13 protein-coding genes and 4 pseudogenes are annotated in these 15927 nt (G+C 69.4%); 10 read left to right on the forward strand and 7 right to left on the reverse strand.

Translation table 11 applies throughout. From position 1 onward, the window contains the following. The first annotated feature begins 121 nt into the window (after window positions 1–121). The 5 genes from ACZ7L7_RS19305 (at window position 122) to ACZ7L7_RS19325 (ending at window position 3827) form a co-directional block, all read left to right on the forward strand. Entirely contained in the window at window positions 122–535 is a 414-nt protein-coding gene (locus tag ACZ7L7_RS19305; protein ID WP_261718228.1) for an aggregation-promoting factor C-terminal-like domain-containing protein, read from the forward strand. A 435-nt stretch (window positions 536–970) separates the two neighbouring features. Beyond that, window positions 971–1783, forward strand: a complete 813-nt coding sequence (locus ACZ7L7_RS19310) for a hypothetical protein (RefSeq protein ID WP_472076617.1) — start codon at window positions 971–973, stop codon at window positions 1781–1783. Between the two features lie 60 nt (window positions 1784–1843). Next, window positions 1844–2521 carry a Fic family protein gene (locus tag ACZ7L7_RS19315; protein WP_453606239.1) on the forward strand — a complete coding sequence of 226 codons (678 nt, stop codon included), beginning with the start codon at window positions 1844–1846 and terminating at the stop codon, window positions 2519–2521. Window positions 2522–2797: 276 nt separating this feature from the next. Then, on the forward strand, window positions 2798–3625 hold the full coding sequence (locus ACZ7L7_RS19320; RefSeq protein ID WP_472076619.1) for a helix-turn-helix domain-containing protein: 828 nt from the start codon (window positions 2798–2800) through the stop codon (window positions 3623–3625). After that, the gene (locus ACZ7L7_RS19325) at window positions 3606–3827 is read left to right on the forward strand and encodes a DUF397 domain-containing protein (protein WP_285515743.1); all 222 of its coding nucleotides are present in this window, start codon (window positions 3606–3608) and stop codon (window positions 3825–3827) included. The genes ACZ7L7_RS19320 and ACZ7L7_RS19325 overlap by 20 nt, the downstream gene beginning before the upstream one ends. Window positions 3828–3880: 53 nt before the next feature. Here the strand turns inward: ACZ7L7_RS19325 and tnpA are convergent. After that, window positions 3881–4291: pseudogene (gene tnpA, locus ACZ7L7_RS19330) on the reverse strand (IS200/IS605 family transposase); the annotation flags it as partial. A gap of 25 nt (window positions 4292–4316) precedes the next feature. Here tnpA and ACZ7L7_RS19335 point away from each other — a divergent pair. After that, a pseudogene (locus tag ACZ7L7_RS19335) lies at window positions 4317–5526 on the forward strand (RNA-guided endonuclease InsQ/TnpB family protein). A gap of 34 nt (window positions 5527–5560) precedes the next feature. Here ACZ7L7_RS19335 and ACZ7L7_RS19340 read toward each other — a convergent pair. Then, window positions 5561–6730 carry a steroid 3-ketoacyl-CoA thiolase gene (locus tag ACZ7L7_RS19340; protein ID WP_285516313.1) on the reverse strand — a complete coding sequence of 390 codons (1170 nt, stop codon included), beginning with the start codon at window positions 6728–6730 and terminating at the stop codon, window positions 5561–5563. Window positions 6731–6912: 182 nt separating this feature from the next. On the opposite strand from ACZ7L7_RS19340, the gene ACZ7L7_RS19345 reads away from it, so the two are divergent. Further along, window positions 6913–8151, forward strand: a complete 1239-nt coding sequence (locus tag ACZ7L7_RS19345) for a cytochrome P450 (RefSeq protein WP_285516377.1) — start codon at window positions 6913–6915, stop codon at window positions 8149–8151. A gap of 110 nt (window positions 8152–8261) precedes the next feature. On the opposite strand, the gene ACZ7L7_RS19350 is transcribed toward ACZ7L7_RS19345, so the two are convergent. Next, a complete protein-coding gene (locus tag ACZ7L7_RS19350) occupies window positions 8262–10310 on the reverse strand; it encodes a bifunctional glycosyltransferase 87/phosphatase PAP2 family protein (protein ID WP_472076621.1) in 2049 nt (682 codons plus the stop codon). 434 nt (window positions 10311–10744) lie between these two features. On the opposite strand from ACZ7L7_RS19350, the gene ACZ7L7_RS19355 reads away from it, so the two are divergent. Next, complete coding sequence (locus tag ACZ7L7_RS19355; RefSeq protein WP_453608742.1) at window positions 10745–11416, forward strand: O-methyltransferase; 672 nt, start codon at window positions 10745–10747, stop codon at window positions 11414–11416. A 15-nt stretch (window positions 11417–11431) separates the two neighbouring features. Here ACZ7L7_RS19355 and ACZ7L7_RS19360 read toward each other — a convergent pair whose 3' ends face one another. Beyond that, window positions 11432–11824 (reverse strand): FHA domain-containing protein, encoded by a 393-nt coding sequence (locus ACZ7L7_RS19360; protein WP_285516316.1) that lies wholly within the window; start codon window positions 11822–11824, stop codon window positions 11432–11434. 79 nt (window positions 11825–11903) lie between these two features. Here ACZ7L7_RS19360 and ACZ7L7_RS19365 point away from each other — a divergent pair. Next, window positions 11904–12305, forward strand: a pseudogene (locus tag ACZ7L7_RS19365) (DnaJ family domain-containing protein); the annotation flags it as partial. Window positions 12306–12348: 43 nt separating this feature from the next. On the opposite strand, the pseudogene ACZ7L7_RS19370 reads toward ACZ7L7_RS19365, so the two are convergent. Together ACZ7L7_RS19370 and ACZ7L7_RS19375 are read right to left on the reverse strand one after the other, a co-directional pair. Beyond that, window positions 12349–12612 (reverse strand): annotated as a pseudogene (locus tag ACZ7L7_RS19370) (hypothetical protein); the annotation flags it as partial. Between the two features lie 20 nt (window positions 12613–12632). Then, on the reverse strand, window positions 12633–13238 hold the full coding sequence (locus ACZ7L7_RS19375; RefSeq protein ID WP_285516318.1) for a hypothetical protein: 606 nt from the start codon (window positions 13236–13238) through the stop codon (window positions 12633–12635). A 106-nt stretch (window positions 13239–13344) separates the two neighbouring features. On the opposite strand from ACZ7L7_RS19375, the gene ACZ7L7_RS19380 reads away from it, so the two are divergent. Further along, a complete protein-coding gene (locus ACZ7L7_RS19380) occupies window positions 13345–13845 on the forward strand; it encodes a GNAT family N-acetyltransferase (RefSeq protein WP_285516319.1) in 501 nt (166 codons plus the stop codon). On the opposite strand, the gene ACZ7L7_RS19385 is transcribed toward ACZ7L7_RS19380, so the two are convergent. Further along, the gene (locus ACZ7L7_RS19385) at window positions 13838–15856 is read right to left on the reverse strand and encodes a DHA2 family efflux MFS transporter permease subunit (RefSeq protein ID WP_472076624.1); all 2019 of its coding nucleotides are present in this window, start codon (window positions 15854–15856) and stop codon (window positions 13838–13840) included. The genes ACZ7L7_RS19380 and ACZ7L7_RS19385 overlap by 8 nt on opposite strands. Between the last annotated feature and the right edge of the window lie 71 nt (window positions 15857–15927).

Genomic DNA, 15927 nt, shown 5'->3' on the forward strand with positions numbered 1-15927 from the left:
GTGGATGACGTCGCACGGCGCCGACAAGCCCACGGGCCTCGGCGCCGACGCATGTCAGCGTTACGCACCGCATGACGACGGCACGCAGCGACCGCCCCGTCCCCGACGAAAGGTCAACGCCTTGTCCGCCGTTTCCGTCCTCCGCCGCATCGCCACTCCGAAGAAGGCTCTCGCCGGTACCGCTGTGGCCGTTGCCGCCACCGGCGCGATTTTCGCCGCGGCGCCCGCGCAGGCCGCCACGACCGGGGCCTCCGCTCAGGCGACCGCGAAGAAGATGATCGGCGACTCGGCCCAGTACCAGTGCTTCTCCAAGATCGTCGAGCACGAGAGCGGCTGGGACGTCAACGCCACCAACGCCTCGTCCGGCGCCTACGGCCTCGTCCAGGCCCTCCCGGGCTCGAAGATGGCCTCCGCCGGCTCCGACTGGAAGACCAACCCCGCCACCCAGATCGAGTGGGGCGTCGACTACATGAAGGACCGCTACGGCAGCCCCTGCGGCGCCTGGAACTTCTGGCAGTCCAACGGCTGGTACTGAGCGAAGCCAGTCACACATTCACACGTAGCGAAGGTGCCCCCGGATTGAACACCTGGGGGCACCTTCGTCATGTGCGGCCGCCCCTCGCACTAGGACGCGGAGTAGTCAAAGACAGTGCCCGTCTCAGCGTCGACGAACTTTGCCGACTGGCGACGTTATTGCCGCACGAGCAGGACTTTTCCGAGGATGACTCAGGCGCAACGCTCTTCGTTGGCCTGCCGCAAGCAGAAAACGAAAGCCCACTCAGCAGCACATTGGGTTCGCGTGCAACATGCTGCGGACCGGTCAACTGCGCTTATTGCACGGTGTATTGGACGGTAACACGCGCCCTGTACACGTCATGATCGATTTCGGCCAATCGACCGCTACCGGCCCGTCCGCGGAACGGGCGAAACTCCATTGCGTACGGCCCTCCCGTCATGGAACATCCGTCCGGTGAGACTGAGCGTTCTCCCCTACTGGCTCCCCTGGTCCGACGTCGACCCCGCCACGCATCCCTTCGACGCCGCCGAAGCGCTCGACGTCGTACGGGGGTTGGAGCCGGCGGGGCGTGCGCCCACGCGGCCGGAGTGGCGGCATGTGAAGAACTGGGAAGAGCGGAGCGAGCGGTACCAGGTGGTCATCGACTGGTCCCGCACCGTGGGGGCGGAGTGGACCGACGCCATGACGGCGGCGCTCGTGGAGCGGTACGGGGTGTGGGCCAGCGGCTGGCGCTGGTCGCACGACGAGGGGGACCTCGGTGGCGGCCCCGTCGGGCACTGGTGCTGCTCCCTGCACTCGATCACGACCCCGGACGAGACCCTGAACCGCATCGCCACCTCGCTCTGCGAATGGCGTGACTGGCTGGAGTTCCTGGCCCGCTTCTTCGACCGCTACCCGCTCCCCGACCTCCCCGCCGCCGACCGCCACGACGCCTGGGAGCGCGCCACCCAGCAGCTCATCCTGCACTCCCTCGACCGCACCGGCTCCGGCGACGCCTGGTACGCGCACTGCCGCCGGGTCCTGACCTGGTTCCTCTCCCGCTGGAACGTCGATCCCGACACCGCCTACGCCCTCGTCGAGGAAGCCATAGGCGGACGCTTCGAGAGCTGGATCGCCCCGGAGGACACCCTCGTCACGGACGTCGCCGAGAAGCTGGCCGACTCCCTGGCCACACCCCCCGCCCCGGACCCCGAGACCCTCCCCCACCACTTCATCACCGCCCGCCTCCACTGGTACGAGGACGAACGCCGCACCCACGGACGGTGATCGCAACTCCCGGTCACCCGCGGCCCCGACACCCCGCCCCCACCCCCCAAGTGACCCGACATGGCCGATCACCTACGCACCTGGCTCGCCCTCCGCGACGAGATCCCCTGGCACCGCTCCCGCCCCGTCGCCCTCCCCGCCCCACGCCCCCTCCGCGACGGCGCCGCCCACGACATCCACACCTTCGACCACGCCCGCGACCCGGCCCGCGCCGCCCGCCTCCTCGCCGCCCTCACCCGCACCCGCGAGGACGCCGCCGCGCACACCCCCCTCTCCTTCCACCTCCTCAGCTCCTGGCAACGCCTCGTCCTCGGCACCCCCGAGGCCCCCTTCCGCCGCCACCCCGCCTACGCCAAGGGCGGGCGCGAGCGTTACGGCATCTCCCCGGACCTCCCCGCCCGCCTCAACACCTGCCTCGCCGAAGCCGAAGCCGAGTCCGACGACCTCCCCCTCCCCTCCCGCGCCGCCCGCGCCTACCTCGACGTCTGCTTCTTCCACCCCTTCACCGACGGCAACGCCCGCTCCGCCTTCCTCACCCTCACCTACCTCCTGGCCCGCGCGGGCATCACCCTCGACCAGGTCGGCCCGATCCGCCGCATTCAGCGCCGGGCCGACGACCCCGAAGGCGCCCTCGCCCTCGCCGACCTCATCGCCCTCCTCATCAACCGCACTCGAACCACACCGACTTCCCACCCCCACTCCGCCGATCGACCCCCCACTTGTCCGCCACCTCACTGAGCAGCACCAGACCTCGGCCGCTCTCCGAATCCACCGCCAACCGGCCCTCCACACACGGCACTTCGGCACACCCGTCCGCCACCTCCACCCGCACCCCGGCCTCCCGGCGGATGTGCCGCGCGGAGTGCTCGCCGACGGTGAGGTGGATGGCGTACTGCACCGTGGAGGGCGCCGCGAGCGCGGGGGGAATGTATTCGTTCACGCCACGAGGCTGACCTGGCGCGACTACCCTTAGCTACGGATCGGACACAACCCGTTCACTCGTGGGGGCAAACCGTGACAAACGTCAACGTTCTGGACCCTGGAGCCTCGACTCTCGACTACTACGGCTTCGAACTCCGCCGGTACCGCGGGGCCGCCGGACTCACCCAACGCCAGCTCGGAGACATCCTCAACTACACGGGCTCCCTCGTGGGCCAGATCGAAACGGCACGCAAGCTCCCCACGGTGGAGTTCAGCCAACGGGCCGACGCGGCGCTCAACACGGGAGGGATACTGTCCCGGCTCGTCGTACTGGTGATGCGCAGTCAACTTCCGGCCTGGTTCCAGCAGGTGGCGGAGCTGCAAGCGCGGGCCATCGAGATCTGCTCCTTCGAAACGCACATGGTGCATGGCCTCCTCCAGACCAAGGACTACGCACGTGCCGTACTCGGAGTGCTCGACTCCATCAACCTCGAAGACCGCGTGGCCGTACGACTGGCCAGGCAGAGCATCTTCGAGAAAGACGAACCGCCTGTGTTCTGGGCGATCGTCACCGAGGCTGCGCTGTACCAGGAGATGGGCGGCCCGGAGGTCATGCGGGAGCAGCTAGCCCACCTGCTGTCGTTCGAGAACAACCCCCGGGTGAACATCCAGGTTCTGCCGTTCAAGTCCGGCGCACACGCGGGTTTGCAAGGCTCGTATGACATCTACCGCTTCGCCAACGACCCGACCATCGTCTATACGGAGGGGTACGGCAGCGGGCATCCCACCGCCAACCCAGACACCGTCAAGGACTGCTCGCTCCGTTACGATCATCTTCAGGCCGCCGCTCTCTCCCTCAAGGACTCGGCGGAGTTGATCCGGCGCGTAATGGAGGACCGCTATGGAGAGCAACTGGCGTAAGTCGTCGTACAGCGGTGACCAGGGCGGCAACTGCATCGAGATCGCCGAGAACGAAGCCAGCGTCGCCATCCGCGACTCCAAAACCCCGGCGGGACCGATCCTCACCATCGCCCCCGCCGCCTTCGCCACCTTCACCACCTGGGCCGCTACCAGGACTATTCGCAGGGCACCGGGTTTCAGTCCGGTGGTGAAGCGAATCTGAGAGCTGTTCTGACCTCGGATGTGTGTGCACTGTTCACCTCGGCCCAGGTCAGAGGGCCGGTTCTGCTGCTCGATGTACTGCTTCACGATGCTGAGCGGTGCGCCGCCGACGGAACCGGCGAAGTACGAGCCGGACCAGAGGCGTTGTGCCCGCCAGTAGTGGCGGACGAGGTCGGGGAACTCCTGGCGCAGGCGCCGGGAAGAGACGCCCTTGAGGCTGTTGACCAGTTTGGACACGGCGACCTTCGGCGGGGAGTTCACGAGCAGGTGGACGTGGTTGTTCTCGCCGTCGAACTCCACCAGCTCGGCCTCGAAGTTCTCGCGCACGGCCCGCATGATCTCCTCGCACCGCGTCAGGTGCCGGTCGGCGAAGACCTTGTGCCGGTAGTTCGTCACGAAAACCGAGTGGACATGCATGCGGAAGACACAGTGACGACCGGCACGAATGTTCTCATCGATACCCATAAACCAATTGCGTACCGTGATCCGGGTGCAGCTTCGGTACAGCTTCCGCCTGTACCCGAGCGCCGGTCAGCGCGTGGCGCTGGCGAGGGCGTTCGGGTGCGCGCGGGTGGTCTACAACGACGCCCTCAGGGCCCGGGAGACCGCCCGCAGCGAAGGCATGCCGTTCCCGAGGACCGGGGACCTGTCGAAGCAGCTCATCACCGAGGCGAAGAGCACCCCCGGAGCGGGCGTGGCTGGCCGAGGTCTCCGCGGTCGTCCTGCAGCAGTCCCTGCGCGACCTGGACGCCGCGTACCGGAACTTCTTCGACGGCCTGAAGGGCAAGCGCCCCCGCATGGGCGCACCCCGGTACAAGTCGAAGCGGGACACCCGGCAGTCGGTCCGTTTCACCGCGAACGCCCGCTGGTCGATCACGACCGGCGGGAAGCTGCGCCTGCCGAAGATCGGCGACCTGAAGGTGAAGTGGTCCCGCTTCCTGCCCTCGACGCCGTCCACGGTGACGGTGGTCAAGGACAGCGCGGGCAGGTATTTCGCGAGTTTCGTCATCGAGACCGGCCCGGAGGAAGTCCTCCCGGAGGTCAGGCACGAGGTGGGCATCGATCTCGGGCTCGGGCACTTCGCGGTCCTCTCCGATGGCACGAAGGTCGACAGCCCGCGCTTGCTGCGCCGCGCCGAGAAGCGCCTGAAGAAGGCGCAGCGTGCCCTCTTCCGCAAGGAGAAGGGCTCCAGCAACCGGAACAAGGCCCGGATCAAGGTCGCCCGTGCACACGCGCGAGTGGCCGACGCACGCCGCGAGTTCCACCACCAGCTCTCCACGAAGCTGATCCGCGAGAACCAAGCGGTCGCCGTGGAGGACCTGGCGGTGAAGGGACTCGCCCGCACGCGCCTGGCCAAGTCCGTCCACGATGCCGGATGGTCGGCGTTCGTCGGGATGCTGGAGTACAAGGCCGCCCGGTACGGGCGCACCTTCATCCGGATCGGCCGGTTCGAGCCGACCTCACAGGTGTGCTCGCAGTGCGGCGTCAAGGACGGCCCCAAGCCGCTGCACGTCCGTGTGTGGACGTGCGGGGCGTGCGGGGCGGTCCTGGACCGGGACATCAACGCGGCGGTCAACGTCGCCAAGGCGGCCGGACTGGCCGTGTCAGCCTGTGGAGCGCAGGTAAGACCGGGACTCGTCCCGGCACCGCGCGGCGAAGCAGGAACCCACCCGACACCGCAGCCTTCAACCGCGCGGTAGGCGGGAATCGCCGTCCTTCAGGGCGGCGAGGATGTCAAAGACGCTGGATGATCGTGCCGGTGGCCAGTCCGCCCCCGGCGCACATGGTCACCAGCGCGAACTCCTTGTCCGTGCGCTCCAGTTCATGGAGGGCCGTAGTGATGAGCCGCGCTCCGGTCGCCCCGACGGGGTGACCGAGTGCGATGCCACCGCCGTTGACGTTGACCTTGTCCAGGCTCTGTTCGAAGACCTGTGCCCAGCTCAACACCACGGACGCGAAGGCCTCGTTGATCTCGACGAGGTCGATGTCCTTCAAGGACATCCCCGCCTTGCCCAGCACCGCGTTCGTGGCGTCGATGGGGCCGTCGAGGTGGAAGTGGGGGTCCGCCCCGACCAGGGCCTGAGCCACGATCCGGGCCCTGGGCCGCAGTTTCAGCGCCCGCGCCATCCTCTTCGACGCCCACATGATGGCCGCCGCTCCGTCGCTGATCTGCGACGAGTTGCCGGCCGTGTGCATCGCCGTCGGCATGACCGGCTTGAGCCCCGCCAGCGCCTCCATGGACGTGTCGCGCAGCCCCTCGTCCCGGTCCACGAGCCGCCACATACCCTGCCCCGCCCGCTGCTCCTCCTCCGTCGTCGGGACCTGTACGGCGAAGGTCTCGCGCTTGAAGCGCTCCTCTGCCCAGGCGGTGGCCGCCCGCTGCTGCGACAGCAGCCCGAGCGCGTCGACGTTCTCGCGCGTCAGCCCCCGATGACGCGCGATCCGCTCGGCCGCCTCGAACTGGTTGGGCAGGTCCACGTTCCACTCGTCGGGGAAGGGCTTCCCCGGCCCGTGCTTCGACCCCGACCCCAGCGGCACCCGGGACATGGCCTCGACGCCGCAGGAGATGCCGACGTCGATGACCCCGGCGGCGATCATGTTGGCGGTCATGTGGGAGGCCTGCTGGGAGGAACCGCACTGGCAGTCGACGGTCGTGGCCGCCGTCTCGTAGGGCAGGCCCATGGTGAGCCAGGCGGTGCGCGCGGGGTTCATGGACTGTTCGCCGGCGTGGGTGACCGTGCCGCCGACGATCTGCTCGACGCAGTCGGCGGGGATGCCGGTGCGGCCGAGGAGTTCGCGGTATGTCTCGCCCAGGAGGTAGGCGGGGTGCAGGTTGGCCAGGGATCCGCCACGCTTTCCGATGGGCGTGCGGACGGCTTCGACGATCACGGGTTCGGCGGCCATGGGGGGCGGTCCTCTCGTCCAGAGGCCAGCAGGGCCTGACAAGGCACACGCACAACTAGTACGTGTTCTAGTTACTGTGCAGTCTGCTGATGTGACGCCCATCACCGCAAGGGTCTTGCAGTCTTCGGCACCCGCCGTTACGTTCGCGAGAACTGATGGTCCGTCAGATGGCTGGAGCCGCCATGCCCTGTCCGGCGCTTCCCGACGGGTTCGACTTCACCGACCCCGACCTCCTCCAACACCGGGTTCCCTTCGCGGAGTACGCGGAGCTGCGCCGGGCCGAACCGGTGCGCTGGATACCGCAGCCGGCCGGGCTCGCGGGGTTCCAGGACGACGGGTACTGGGCGGTCACGCGGCACGCGGACGTCAAGTACGTCTCCACGCACCCGGAGTTGTTCTCCTCCTGGGTCAACACCGCGATCATCCGGTTCAACGAGCACATCGAGCGCGACGCGATCGACGCGCAGCGGCTGATCCTGCTGAACATGGACCCGCCCGAGCACACCCGGGTCCGTCAGATCGTGCAGCGCATCTTCACGCCGCGCGCGATACGGGCGTTGGAGCAGCGGTTGCGGGACAGGGCGCACTCCATCGTCACCGAGGCGCGCGCCCACCCCGGGCCCTTCGACTTCGTCACCCAGGTGGCCTGCGAACTGCCGCTCCAGGCCATCGCGGAGCTGATCGGCATCCCGCAGGACGACCGGGCCAAGATCTTCGACTGGTCCAACAAGATGATCTCGTACGACGATCCGGAGTACGCGATCACCGAGGAGGTCGGCGCGGAATCGGCGACGGAGCTGATCGCGTACGCGATGAACATGGCGGCCGACCGCAAGCAGTGCCCGGCGAAGGACATCGTGACCGCGCTGGTGGCGGCGGAGGACGAGGGGAACCTGGGCTCGGACGAGTTCGGTTTCTTCGTGCTGATGCTGTCGGTCGCGGGCAACGAGACCACGCGCAACGCCATCACCCACGGTATGCACGCCTTCCTCACCCACCCCGAACAGTGGGACCTGTTCAAGCGGGAGCGGCCCGAGACGGCGGCCGAGGAGATCGTGCGCTGGGCGACGCCGGTCAACTCCTTCCAGCGCACCGCCACTCAGGACACCGAGCTGGGCGGGAAGCTGATCCGGAAGGGCGACCGGGTGGGGCTGTTCTACGCCGCCGCCAATCACGACCCCGATGTCTTCGAGAACCCGCACCGCTTCGACATCACCCGCGACCCGAACCCGCACCTCGGTTTCGGCGGCGGGGGCCCGCACTACTGCCTCGGCAAGTCCCTGGCCGTCCTGGAGATCGACCTCATCTTCAACGCCCTCGCGGACGCCATGCCCGATCTGCGGATGGCCGGCGAGCCGGACCGGCTGCGCTCGGCGTGGATCAACGGTGTGAAACACCTCCAGGTCACCCTGGAGGACTGACAGACCCGGGGGAGGCGGCGGCAACCCCCATCCCTGCGCCCTGCCGCCGCCTCCCCCGAGACTCGTAACCGGCCCGCCGGCTCTTCCTGTGGGCCCCGGTGAGTACCGGATCAGCCCCGAGTACGGTCCTTCAGCGGCTCGGGCTCGCTGCTGACGGCGGCCTGGGTCACCAGCCGGGCGCGGGGGCCCTGGAGCAGGTAGGTCAGCCCGAAGCCGATGCCTACGGCGGCGGCGCCGCCGGCCGCGTCCAGCAGCCAGTGGTTGCCGGTGACGACGATCGCGGTGAGCGTGAAGAAGGGGTGCAGCAGGCCGAGGAGCTTCATCCACATCCTGGGGGCGACGATCGCGATGATCAGCCCGCACCACAGGGACCAGCCGAAGTGCAGCGACGGCATCGCGGCGTACTGGTTGGTCAGTGAGGTGAGCGTGCCGTAGTCGGGTTTGGAGAAGTCCTGGACGCCGTGGACGGTGTCGATGATCCCGAGGCCCGGCATCAGGCGGGGCGGGGCGAGCGGGTAGAGCCAGAAGCCGACCAGGGCGAGCAGGGTGGTGAAGCCGAGTGCGGAGCGGGCCCAGCGGTAGTCGACGGGGCGGCGCCAGTACAGCAGGCCGAGGACGGTCAGCGGGACCACGAAGTGGAAGGACAAGTAGTAGAAGTCGAAGAAGTCCCGCAGGACCTGCGCCTTCACCACGGCGTGGTTGAGGGTGTGCTCGATGTCGATGTGCAGGAAGCGTTCGATGTCGAGGATCTGCTGCCCGTGCTCCTCGGCGCGCGCCCGGCCCGCGGAGTTGCTGCCGCCGGTCGCGGCGAGGCGGATCTTGGCGTAGGCGGCGTAGGTGACGCGGATGAGCAGCAGTTCCAGCAGCAGGTTGGGGCGGGTCAGCACCCGGCGCAGGAACGGCACCATCGGTACGTGCTTGAAGCGGGTGGGGACGGGATCGGCGTACCGGGTGGGGATCGGGGTCTGGTAGTAGGGCGAGGTGCGGGACAGGAACGGCACGAAGGTGGCCGCGGCGAGCGCGGCGAGCAGGACGGCGTTCTCCCGCAGGGGGTAGAGCGCCTCCATGTTCGGCAGCAGCGTCTTCGCCGGGAGGGTCATCACCAGCACCACGGCGACCGGCCAGACGTAGCGGTCGGAGGCCTTCTTGCCGACCCGGCCGACGACCGCGAGCAGTACCCACAGCAGCTGGTGCTGCCAGGCGGTGGGTGAGACGACGATGGCCGCGCAGCCGGTGACGGCGACGGCGAGCAGGAGCTGTCCGTCGCGGGCGTAGCGCACGGCCCGGCTGACGCCGAGGACGGCGACGGCGGCTGAGAGCGCCAGGAACAGGGTGATCTCCAGCGGCCCGTCGAGGCCGAGCCGCAGCAGGGCGGCGTGCAGGGACTGGTTGGCGAGGTCGTCGGCGGGTCCGCCGAGGCCGACCCCGGCCAGATGGTGGACCCAGTAGGTGTACGAGTCGTGCGGCATCGCCGCCCAGGCCAGCACGGTGGCCCCGGCGAAGGTGGCGCCGGTCGCGGCGGCGGCCTGCTTTCGGCCGGTGAACCACAGCAGCGGCACGAACAGCAGCAGGGTCGGTTGGAGCGCTCCCGCGAGGCCGATGAGCGCGCCGCTGGAGCGCTGGCCGCGCACGGCGAAGCAGCCGAGGAGGACCAGCAGGACGGGGATGATGCCGGTCTGACCGAGCCAGAAGCTGTTGCGGACCGGCAGCGACAGCATCAGCAGGCTGACCGCGACGGGCGCGGCGAGCAGGGAGGTGCGCCGGCTGACCGGCTGCGGCAGCGCCCGGGCGGCGACCAGGCCGAGGGCGACGACCAGGAGGAGGGTGCCGAAGGTCCAGCCCCAGCCGAGCGTCTGCTCGGCGGACTTCGTCAGCGGTTTGAGGACGAGGCCGCCGAAGGGGGTGCCGGTGAAGCGGGTGGAGTCGTACAGGGAGCCGTTGACGTGCAGGACGCCGCCGGTGCCGACCCAGGTCTCCAGGTCGGTCAGCCGTTCGTCGCTGGGGGTGGTGAGGACGACGATGACCTGTCTCACGGCCAGGACGGCGGCGATGATCCACAGGCCGATCCGGGCGGCGCGCAGGCGCGCTCTCGCAGTGCCCACGGCCGTCGCTCCGAACGCATTCGCCGGTCGTCCGCTGTGCTGCTGCGCATTCGCCACGCCGAGTCGGCCTCCCGCCCCGTCGGTCCCGCGCATCGCGCGAGAGATGCCCGTTTACGAACCCTATGCGGCTCGCACCGCCCCTGGAAGAGACGCAGGCGACCGCGGATTCACCTGACATCCGCCTGCCTTTTGTCCGGATGACGATAGCTGTGACCGACTTCCGACGCTGGTACGCGGGGCGGTCCCGGCCACCCTCGCGCGGCCCGTGCGGGCCGGTTCTTGGCAGATGCGATCACTTGCCGCCCGGGAGGAAACACGTCCCCTGAACGAGTGAACGCCGAACCCTGGTTGCCCTCAACCGGGGGCGCGCTCAGGCTGGGAGGGGTGGCTGGAATCGTGCGGTTCGTTCGACACCCGAAGGGATCACCGGACTATATTCCTTAGGGACACTACTTAGATGCTCTAACTAGCCATGCGAAAGGCGCGGGTACATGAGCGAGTCGCACCTCTGGGACACCGTCGACGACTACTTCACCGCCCACCTCGCCCAGGACGACGAGGCGCTGCAGGCGGCCCTGCGCGACAGCGACGCCGCGGGCCTGCCGCAGATCGCCGTCAGCCCCACCCAGGGCAAGCTGCTGCGGTTGCTGGCGGAGATCCAGGGCGCGCGCACGGCCCTGGAGATCGGCACGCTCGGCGGCTACAGCACCATCTGGCTGGCCCGCGCCCTGCCCGCGGACGGGCGCCTGGTCTCCTTCGAGTACGACCCGAAGCACGCCGAGGTCGCCGTCCGCAACATCGCCCGCGCGGGCCTGGACAAGGTGGTCGAGGTACGCGTCGGCGCCGCCCTCGACCTGCTCCCCCGGCTCGCCGACGAGAACCCCGCGCCCTTCGACGTGGTCTTCATCGACGCGGACAAGGCGAACAACCCGCACTACCTGGAGTGGGCGCTCAAGCTCACCAGCGCGGGCAGCCTGATCATCGTGGACAACGTGGTGCGCGGCGGCCGGGTCGCCGACGCCGACGAGACCGCGCCCGACGTCGTCGGGACACGCAAGGCCATCGAGCTGATCGGCAGCCACCCGCGGCTCAGCGGGACGGCGGTCCAGACCGTGGGGAGCAAGGGCTACGACGGGTTCGCCCTTGCACGCGTGCTCGACTGAACCCGCCGGGGCGTATCAGACCTCGTGGTAGAAGCCGACGTTGATGCTGCGCGGAGCGGTGCGGTCGTGGACGACGATCTCACCACTGCCGCCCCTGGGAAGCCGGAAGCTGCCGCCGTAGGCGATCGCCTGGGCGTACTCACCGACGGTGATCTTGACCTCGGAGGACGGGTCGGGCTGCGAGCCGCGCAGCCAGGTCACCTGCCACACACCGTCGGCACCGCACTGGAACTCCAGGTGCACCCGGGAGACGAACAGCCAGTCGTCGGGAGTGTGCAGCCGGCACTGGGACTTGTCACGGCCCACGCGCAGCACGGCTCCCGGCTCGCTGGGCGCGTCGGCCATGAGCATGCCGGCCGTGGCACCCTCCTCCGCCGCGGTGACGGCGGCCATGGTGAGTTCGAGCACGTGCGTCCTCCTGAAGTGTCCTTGTTCAGCCGCCGCATGATAAATCGCCCGGCCCGACCGTGTCCGGCACAATGGAGTCATGACCGAGCGAAAGCCACCGGGCGTCCCGTTCGAGTCCTTCGTGGACAAGCAGATCCGCGACGCCGAACGGCGCGGTGACTTCGCCCGACTCCCGGGCGCGGGACAGCCCTTGCCGCCGGGCACCGACACCACGTACGACGAACTGTGGTGGATCAAGCAGAAGATGGCCCGTGAGGGCCTGGCGGTGCTCCCGCCCACGCTCGCCCTGCGCAAGGAGGCGGAGGACGCCCTGGAGGCGGCGCTCCAGGCTCCCTCGGAGTATCACGTCCGGAAGATCATCACCGAGGTCAACGCCAAGATCCGCGAGATGATGTTCAAGCCCCCGCCGGGACCCCCGCTCGGCAAGAAGCCGTACGACGTCGAGGACGTCGTACGGCTCTGGCGGGAGCGCGGAGGCGCGCGAAGGCGCGTAAGGCTCCCTCGGGCAGGCCGAGTGCGCCGATTCAGATGCGCATCAGCCGGTCGGCCAGCTCGCGGTAGTCCTTCAGCGCGAGCCGCAGTTGCTCGGTGTCGGTCGCGGACTCGTCGTCCTGCCAGGAGCCGCGCAGGGTCCGGCGCCGCCGGCTCAGCGCCTCCGTGACCCGCCCGGAGACCTCCTCCAGCACCAGGTCGGCCTCCTCGACGGCGGCCCGGGGCCGCTCCACGAAGTCGGACAGGGCGTGCTGGAGCCGCAGTTCGAGCTTGTCGCACTCCTCGCGCCGCATGAGCGGGGTGTGTTCCGGCATGGTCACTCAACTCCCCTGGTGCCGTGGCTGGTTGCGGCCGGACGGGCGTGCCTGCGATGACCGTGTCCGTCGGACCCGACCAGCTCGTCGAACAGGTGCCGCGCCTCGACCATGGCCTCCCGCATCTCCTCCGTACTGCCCTGGCCGCCGTCGGCCGCCGCACGGTGCACGCGCCGGTAGCCGTCGACATGACCGGCGTGGTGCACGGAGAGCGCGGAGACCTGCTCCTCGTACGCCCCGCCGTCCGGGAAACCGCGCTCCCCGGCGACGGAGGCGAGCAGCCGGTCGGCCTCGCCGACGGCCTCCCTCGGCGACTCCACGAACCGCTCCTGGGCCGCCGCCCAGCGCGCCTCGTACTCCTGCCTGCGCTCCGGCTCCAGCTCACGCTCCCGCAGGTCGCCGTGGCGCCGTACGCGCTCGGCGAGTTCCCGTTCGGCCGCCTTGGTGTCCCCGTCGTGCCGGGCCACCGTCCGCTCGTACTCGGGCCCGAAGCGCCGCTTCAGACCCCGCCCGTTTCCCTGCCCCCGGGCGCGCAGGGCGAGGACGGCCGCGCCGATGACGACGACCGCCGCGATCACGATCAAGGCAATGATCAGGCCAGTGGACATGGACGCCTTCCACAGTTCTCGACCCAACCGGTCTCCGTGCGAACCGGTACCGCCCCCGGGTAGCCCCGGCGGCGGTACTCAAACCGAACCGACGGACAATGCCCCCATGACCTGGACCATCACCACCGAGCCCCCCGCCTCCGCCACCGCCGGCGCGCTCTGGCGGGAGTACTACACGGAGGTCAGCGACCGCTGGTACCTGCGCTTCGAGGGTCACCGCACGGATCCGGCGGAGCTGGAACGGGAGATCGCGGCCCAGACCTGGGAGGAACTCACCCCGCCGACCGGCCGGTTGCTGGTGGCGAGGTACGGGGGCGAACCGGCCGGAACGGCGGGCGTCCACCTGCTGGACGCGCACACCGCGGAACTCAGGCGTGTCTACGTCCGCCCGGCCCACCGGGGCAGGGGCGGCGCCGAACTCCTGGTCCGGGCCGCCGAGGACGCGGCCCGCGCGATGGGCGCGACCCACATCGTCCTGGACACCCGCAGCGACCTGACCGAGGCCCGCGCGCTGTACACCCGGCTCGGGTACACGGAGACCGAGCGGCACAACGACGAGCCCTACGCCGAGCACTGGTTCCGCAAGGAGCTGGCGCCGGTCAGCTGAGCTGCGCGTGGGCGACGGCGTGGGGCTGTTCCCGCTCCGAGCCGCACAGTTCGGCGTTGAGCTCCTTGACCAGGGAAACCAGGTCGGTGGGCCGGTCCGGCCCCCACCAGTCGCCGAGGAGTTCGGCGAGGGAGTCCTCACGGGCCTGCGCCAGCCGCTCAGCGACCTCGCAGCCCTCATCGGTCAGTACGAGATCCGGCCCCGTACGCACCGCGAGCCGCCGCTCCTCCACCTGCCGGGCGGCGGCGAGGATGACGGCGAGCGGGACCGTACTGCGCTCGGCGAGCTGGGCGGGTTCGACCGAGCCGTACTTGCGGATGCGCAGCAGCAGCCAACTCGCCGCGGGCAGCAGGTCGTAGCCCGCCCGCTCGGTGATCTTGACGTAGATCTCGCGCCGCCCCTCACCCGTGCCCAGCACCGAGAGCGCCCGGCACACCTCGTCGTACGACGACCGCTCCACCGGGTTGCTGGCCAGCGTCTCGGTGATGTCCGGCGCGGTGACCGACCCGCGCAGCTTGTCCTCCTTCAGGAACCAGGCCAGCACGAAGCCGAGCAGGGCGACGGGGGCGGCGTAGAGGAAGACATCGGTGATGGAGGTGGCGTACGCCTCCACCGCCGCGGGCTGGAGCGAGCCGGGCAGTTCGGCGATCCCGCGCGGGTCGGACTCCAGCGCGTCCGCGGAGACGCCGGGCGGCAGTTGGGCGCCGCGGAAGGCGTCGGCGAGCTTGTCGTCGAGCCGGCCGACGAAGACGGAACCGAAGACGGCGACGCCGAAGGAGGCCCCGATGGACCGGAAGAAGGTCGCGCCGGAGGTGGCGACGCCCAGGTCCTCGTAGGGCACGGCGTTCTGCACGATGAGCACCAGCACCTGCATGACGAGCCCGAGCCCGAGCCCGAAGACGAAGAAGAAGGTGCTCATCACGCCGGTGGAACTGCCGACATCGAGCTGGTGCAGCAACAGCAGCCCGATGGCCGTGATCCCGGTCCCCGCGATGGGAAACACCTTCCACCGGCCGGTACGGCTGACGATCTGCCCCGAGACGGTGGACGCCAGCAGCATGCCCACCACCATCGGCAGCATGTGCACCCCGGACATCGTCGGTGTCACGTCCTGCACGACCTGGAGGAACGTCGGCAGATAGGTCATCGCCCCGAACATCGCGAACCCGACGACGAAGCTGATCACGGCGGCCAGGGTGAAGGTGCGGATGCGGAACAGCTTGAGCGGCAGCACGGGTTCGACGGCCCGCCGCTCGACGGCGACGAAGGCGACGGCGAGCACCGCGCCCAGCACGGCGAGCCCGACGATCTGCCAGGACCCCCAGTCCCAGGTGGTCCCGCCCAGGGAGGCGACGAGCACGAGACAGGTGGCGACGGAGGCGATGAGGAGGGTCCCGAGATAGTCGATGACGTGCTGTGCGGACCGCCGGGGAATGTGCAGCGCGAGCGCGATGACGACCAACGCGACGACCCCCACGGGCAGGTTGATGTAGAAGACCCACCGCCAGCTCAGATGCTGGGTGAACACCCCGCCCAGCAACGGCCCGAGCACACTCGTGGCCCCGAACACGGCCCCGAACAGCCCCTGGTACCGCCCGCGTTCGCGCGGCGGCACGAGATCCCCGACGATGGCCATGGACAACACGATGAGCCCGCCGCCCCCGAGCCCCTGCAGGGTCCGGAAGCCGATGAGCTGGGCCATGTCCTGGGCCATGCCGCACAGCGCGGAGCCGATGAGGAAGATGACGATGGCGAGCTGGAAGAGCCGTTTGCGCCCGTACTGGTCACCGAGCTTGCCCCACAGCGGCGTAGCGGCCGTGGAGGCGAGCAGATAGGCGGTGACCACCCACGAAAGATGCTCCATACCCCCCAGATCGCTGACGATGGTGGGCAGAGCGGTGGAAACGATGGTCTGGTCAAGGGCCGCGAGCAGCAGCCCGAGCAGCAGAGCACCGATGGGAACGAGCACGTTCCCCGGCACGCGTTCCTGGACCTGGCTGTCCCCTGCCATGCCGACCTCCCGAGTCCTCCCGAAACTCGACGCACCTTCCATCCTGGTCGGTGTGACCGGTTATGGCCTGT

This window comes from Streptomyces sp. NPDC110618, from assembly GCF_055657065.1.

Excerpts from the sequence above, each read along its gene's own strand:
- ACZ7L7_RS19315 (WP_453606239.1), top strand. The coding sequence starts at position 1,844 with ATGGCCGATCACCTACGCACCTGGCTCGCCCTCCGCGACGAGATCCCC.
- ACZ7L7_RS19325 (WP_285515743.1), top strand. The coding sequence starts at position 3,606 with ATGGAGAGCAACTGGCGTAAGTCGTCGTACAGCGGTGACCAGGGCGGC.
- ACZ7L7_RS19340 (WP_285516313.1), bottom strand. The coding sequence starts at position 6,730 with ATGGCCGCCGAACCCGTGATCGTCGAAGCCGTCCGCACGCCCATCGGA.
- ACZ7L7_RS19345 (WP_285516377.1), top strand. The coding sequence starts at position 6,913 with ATGCCCTGTCCGGCGCTTCCCGACGGGTTCGACTTCACCGACCCCGAC.
- ACZ7L7_RS19355 (WP_453608742.1), top strand. The coding sequence starts at position 10,745 with ATGAGCGAGTCGCACCTCTGGGACACCGTCGACGACTACTTCACCGCC.
- ACZ7L7_RS19375 (WP_285516318.1), bottom strand. The coding sequence starts at position 13,238 with ATGTCCACTGGCCTGATCATTGCCTTGATCGTGATCGCGGCGGTCGTC.
- ACZ7L7_RS19380 (WP_285516319.1), top strand. The coding sequence starts at position 13,345 with ATGACCTGGACCATCACCACCGAGCCCCCCGCCTCCGCCACCGCCGGC.
- ACZ7L7_RS19385 (WP_472076624.1), bottom strand. The coding sequence starts at position 15,856 with ATGGCAGGGGACAGCCAGGTCCAGGAACGCGTGCCGGGGAACGTGCTC.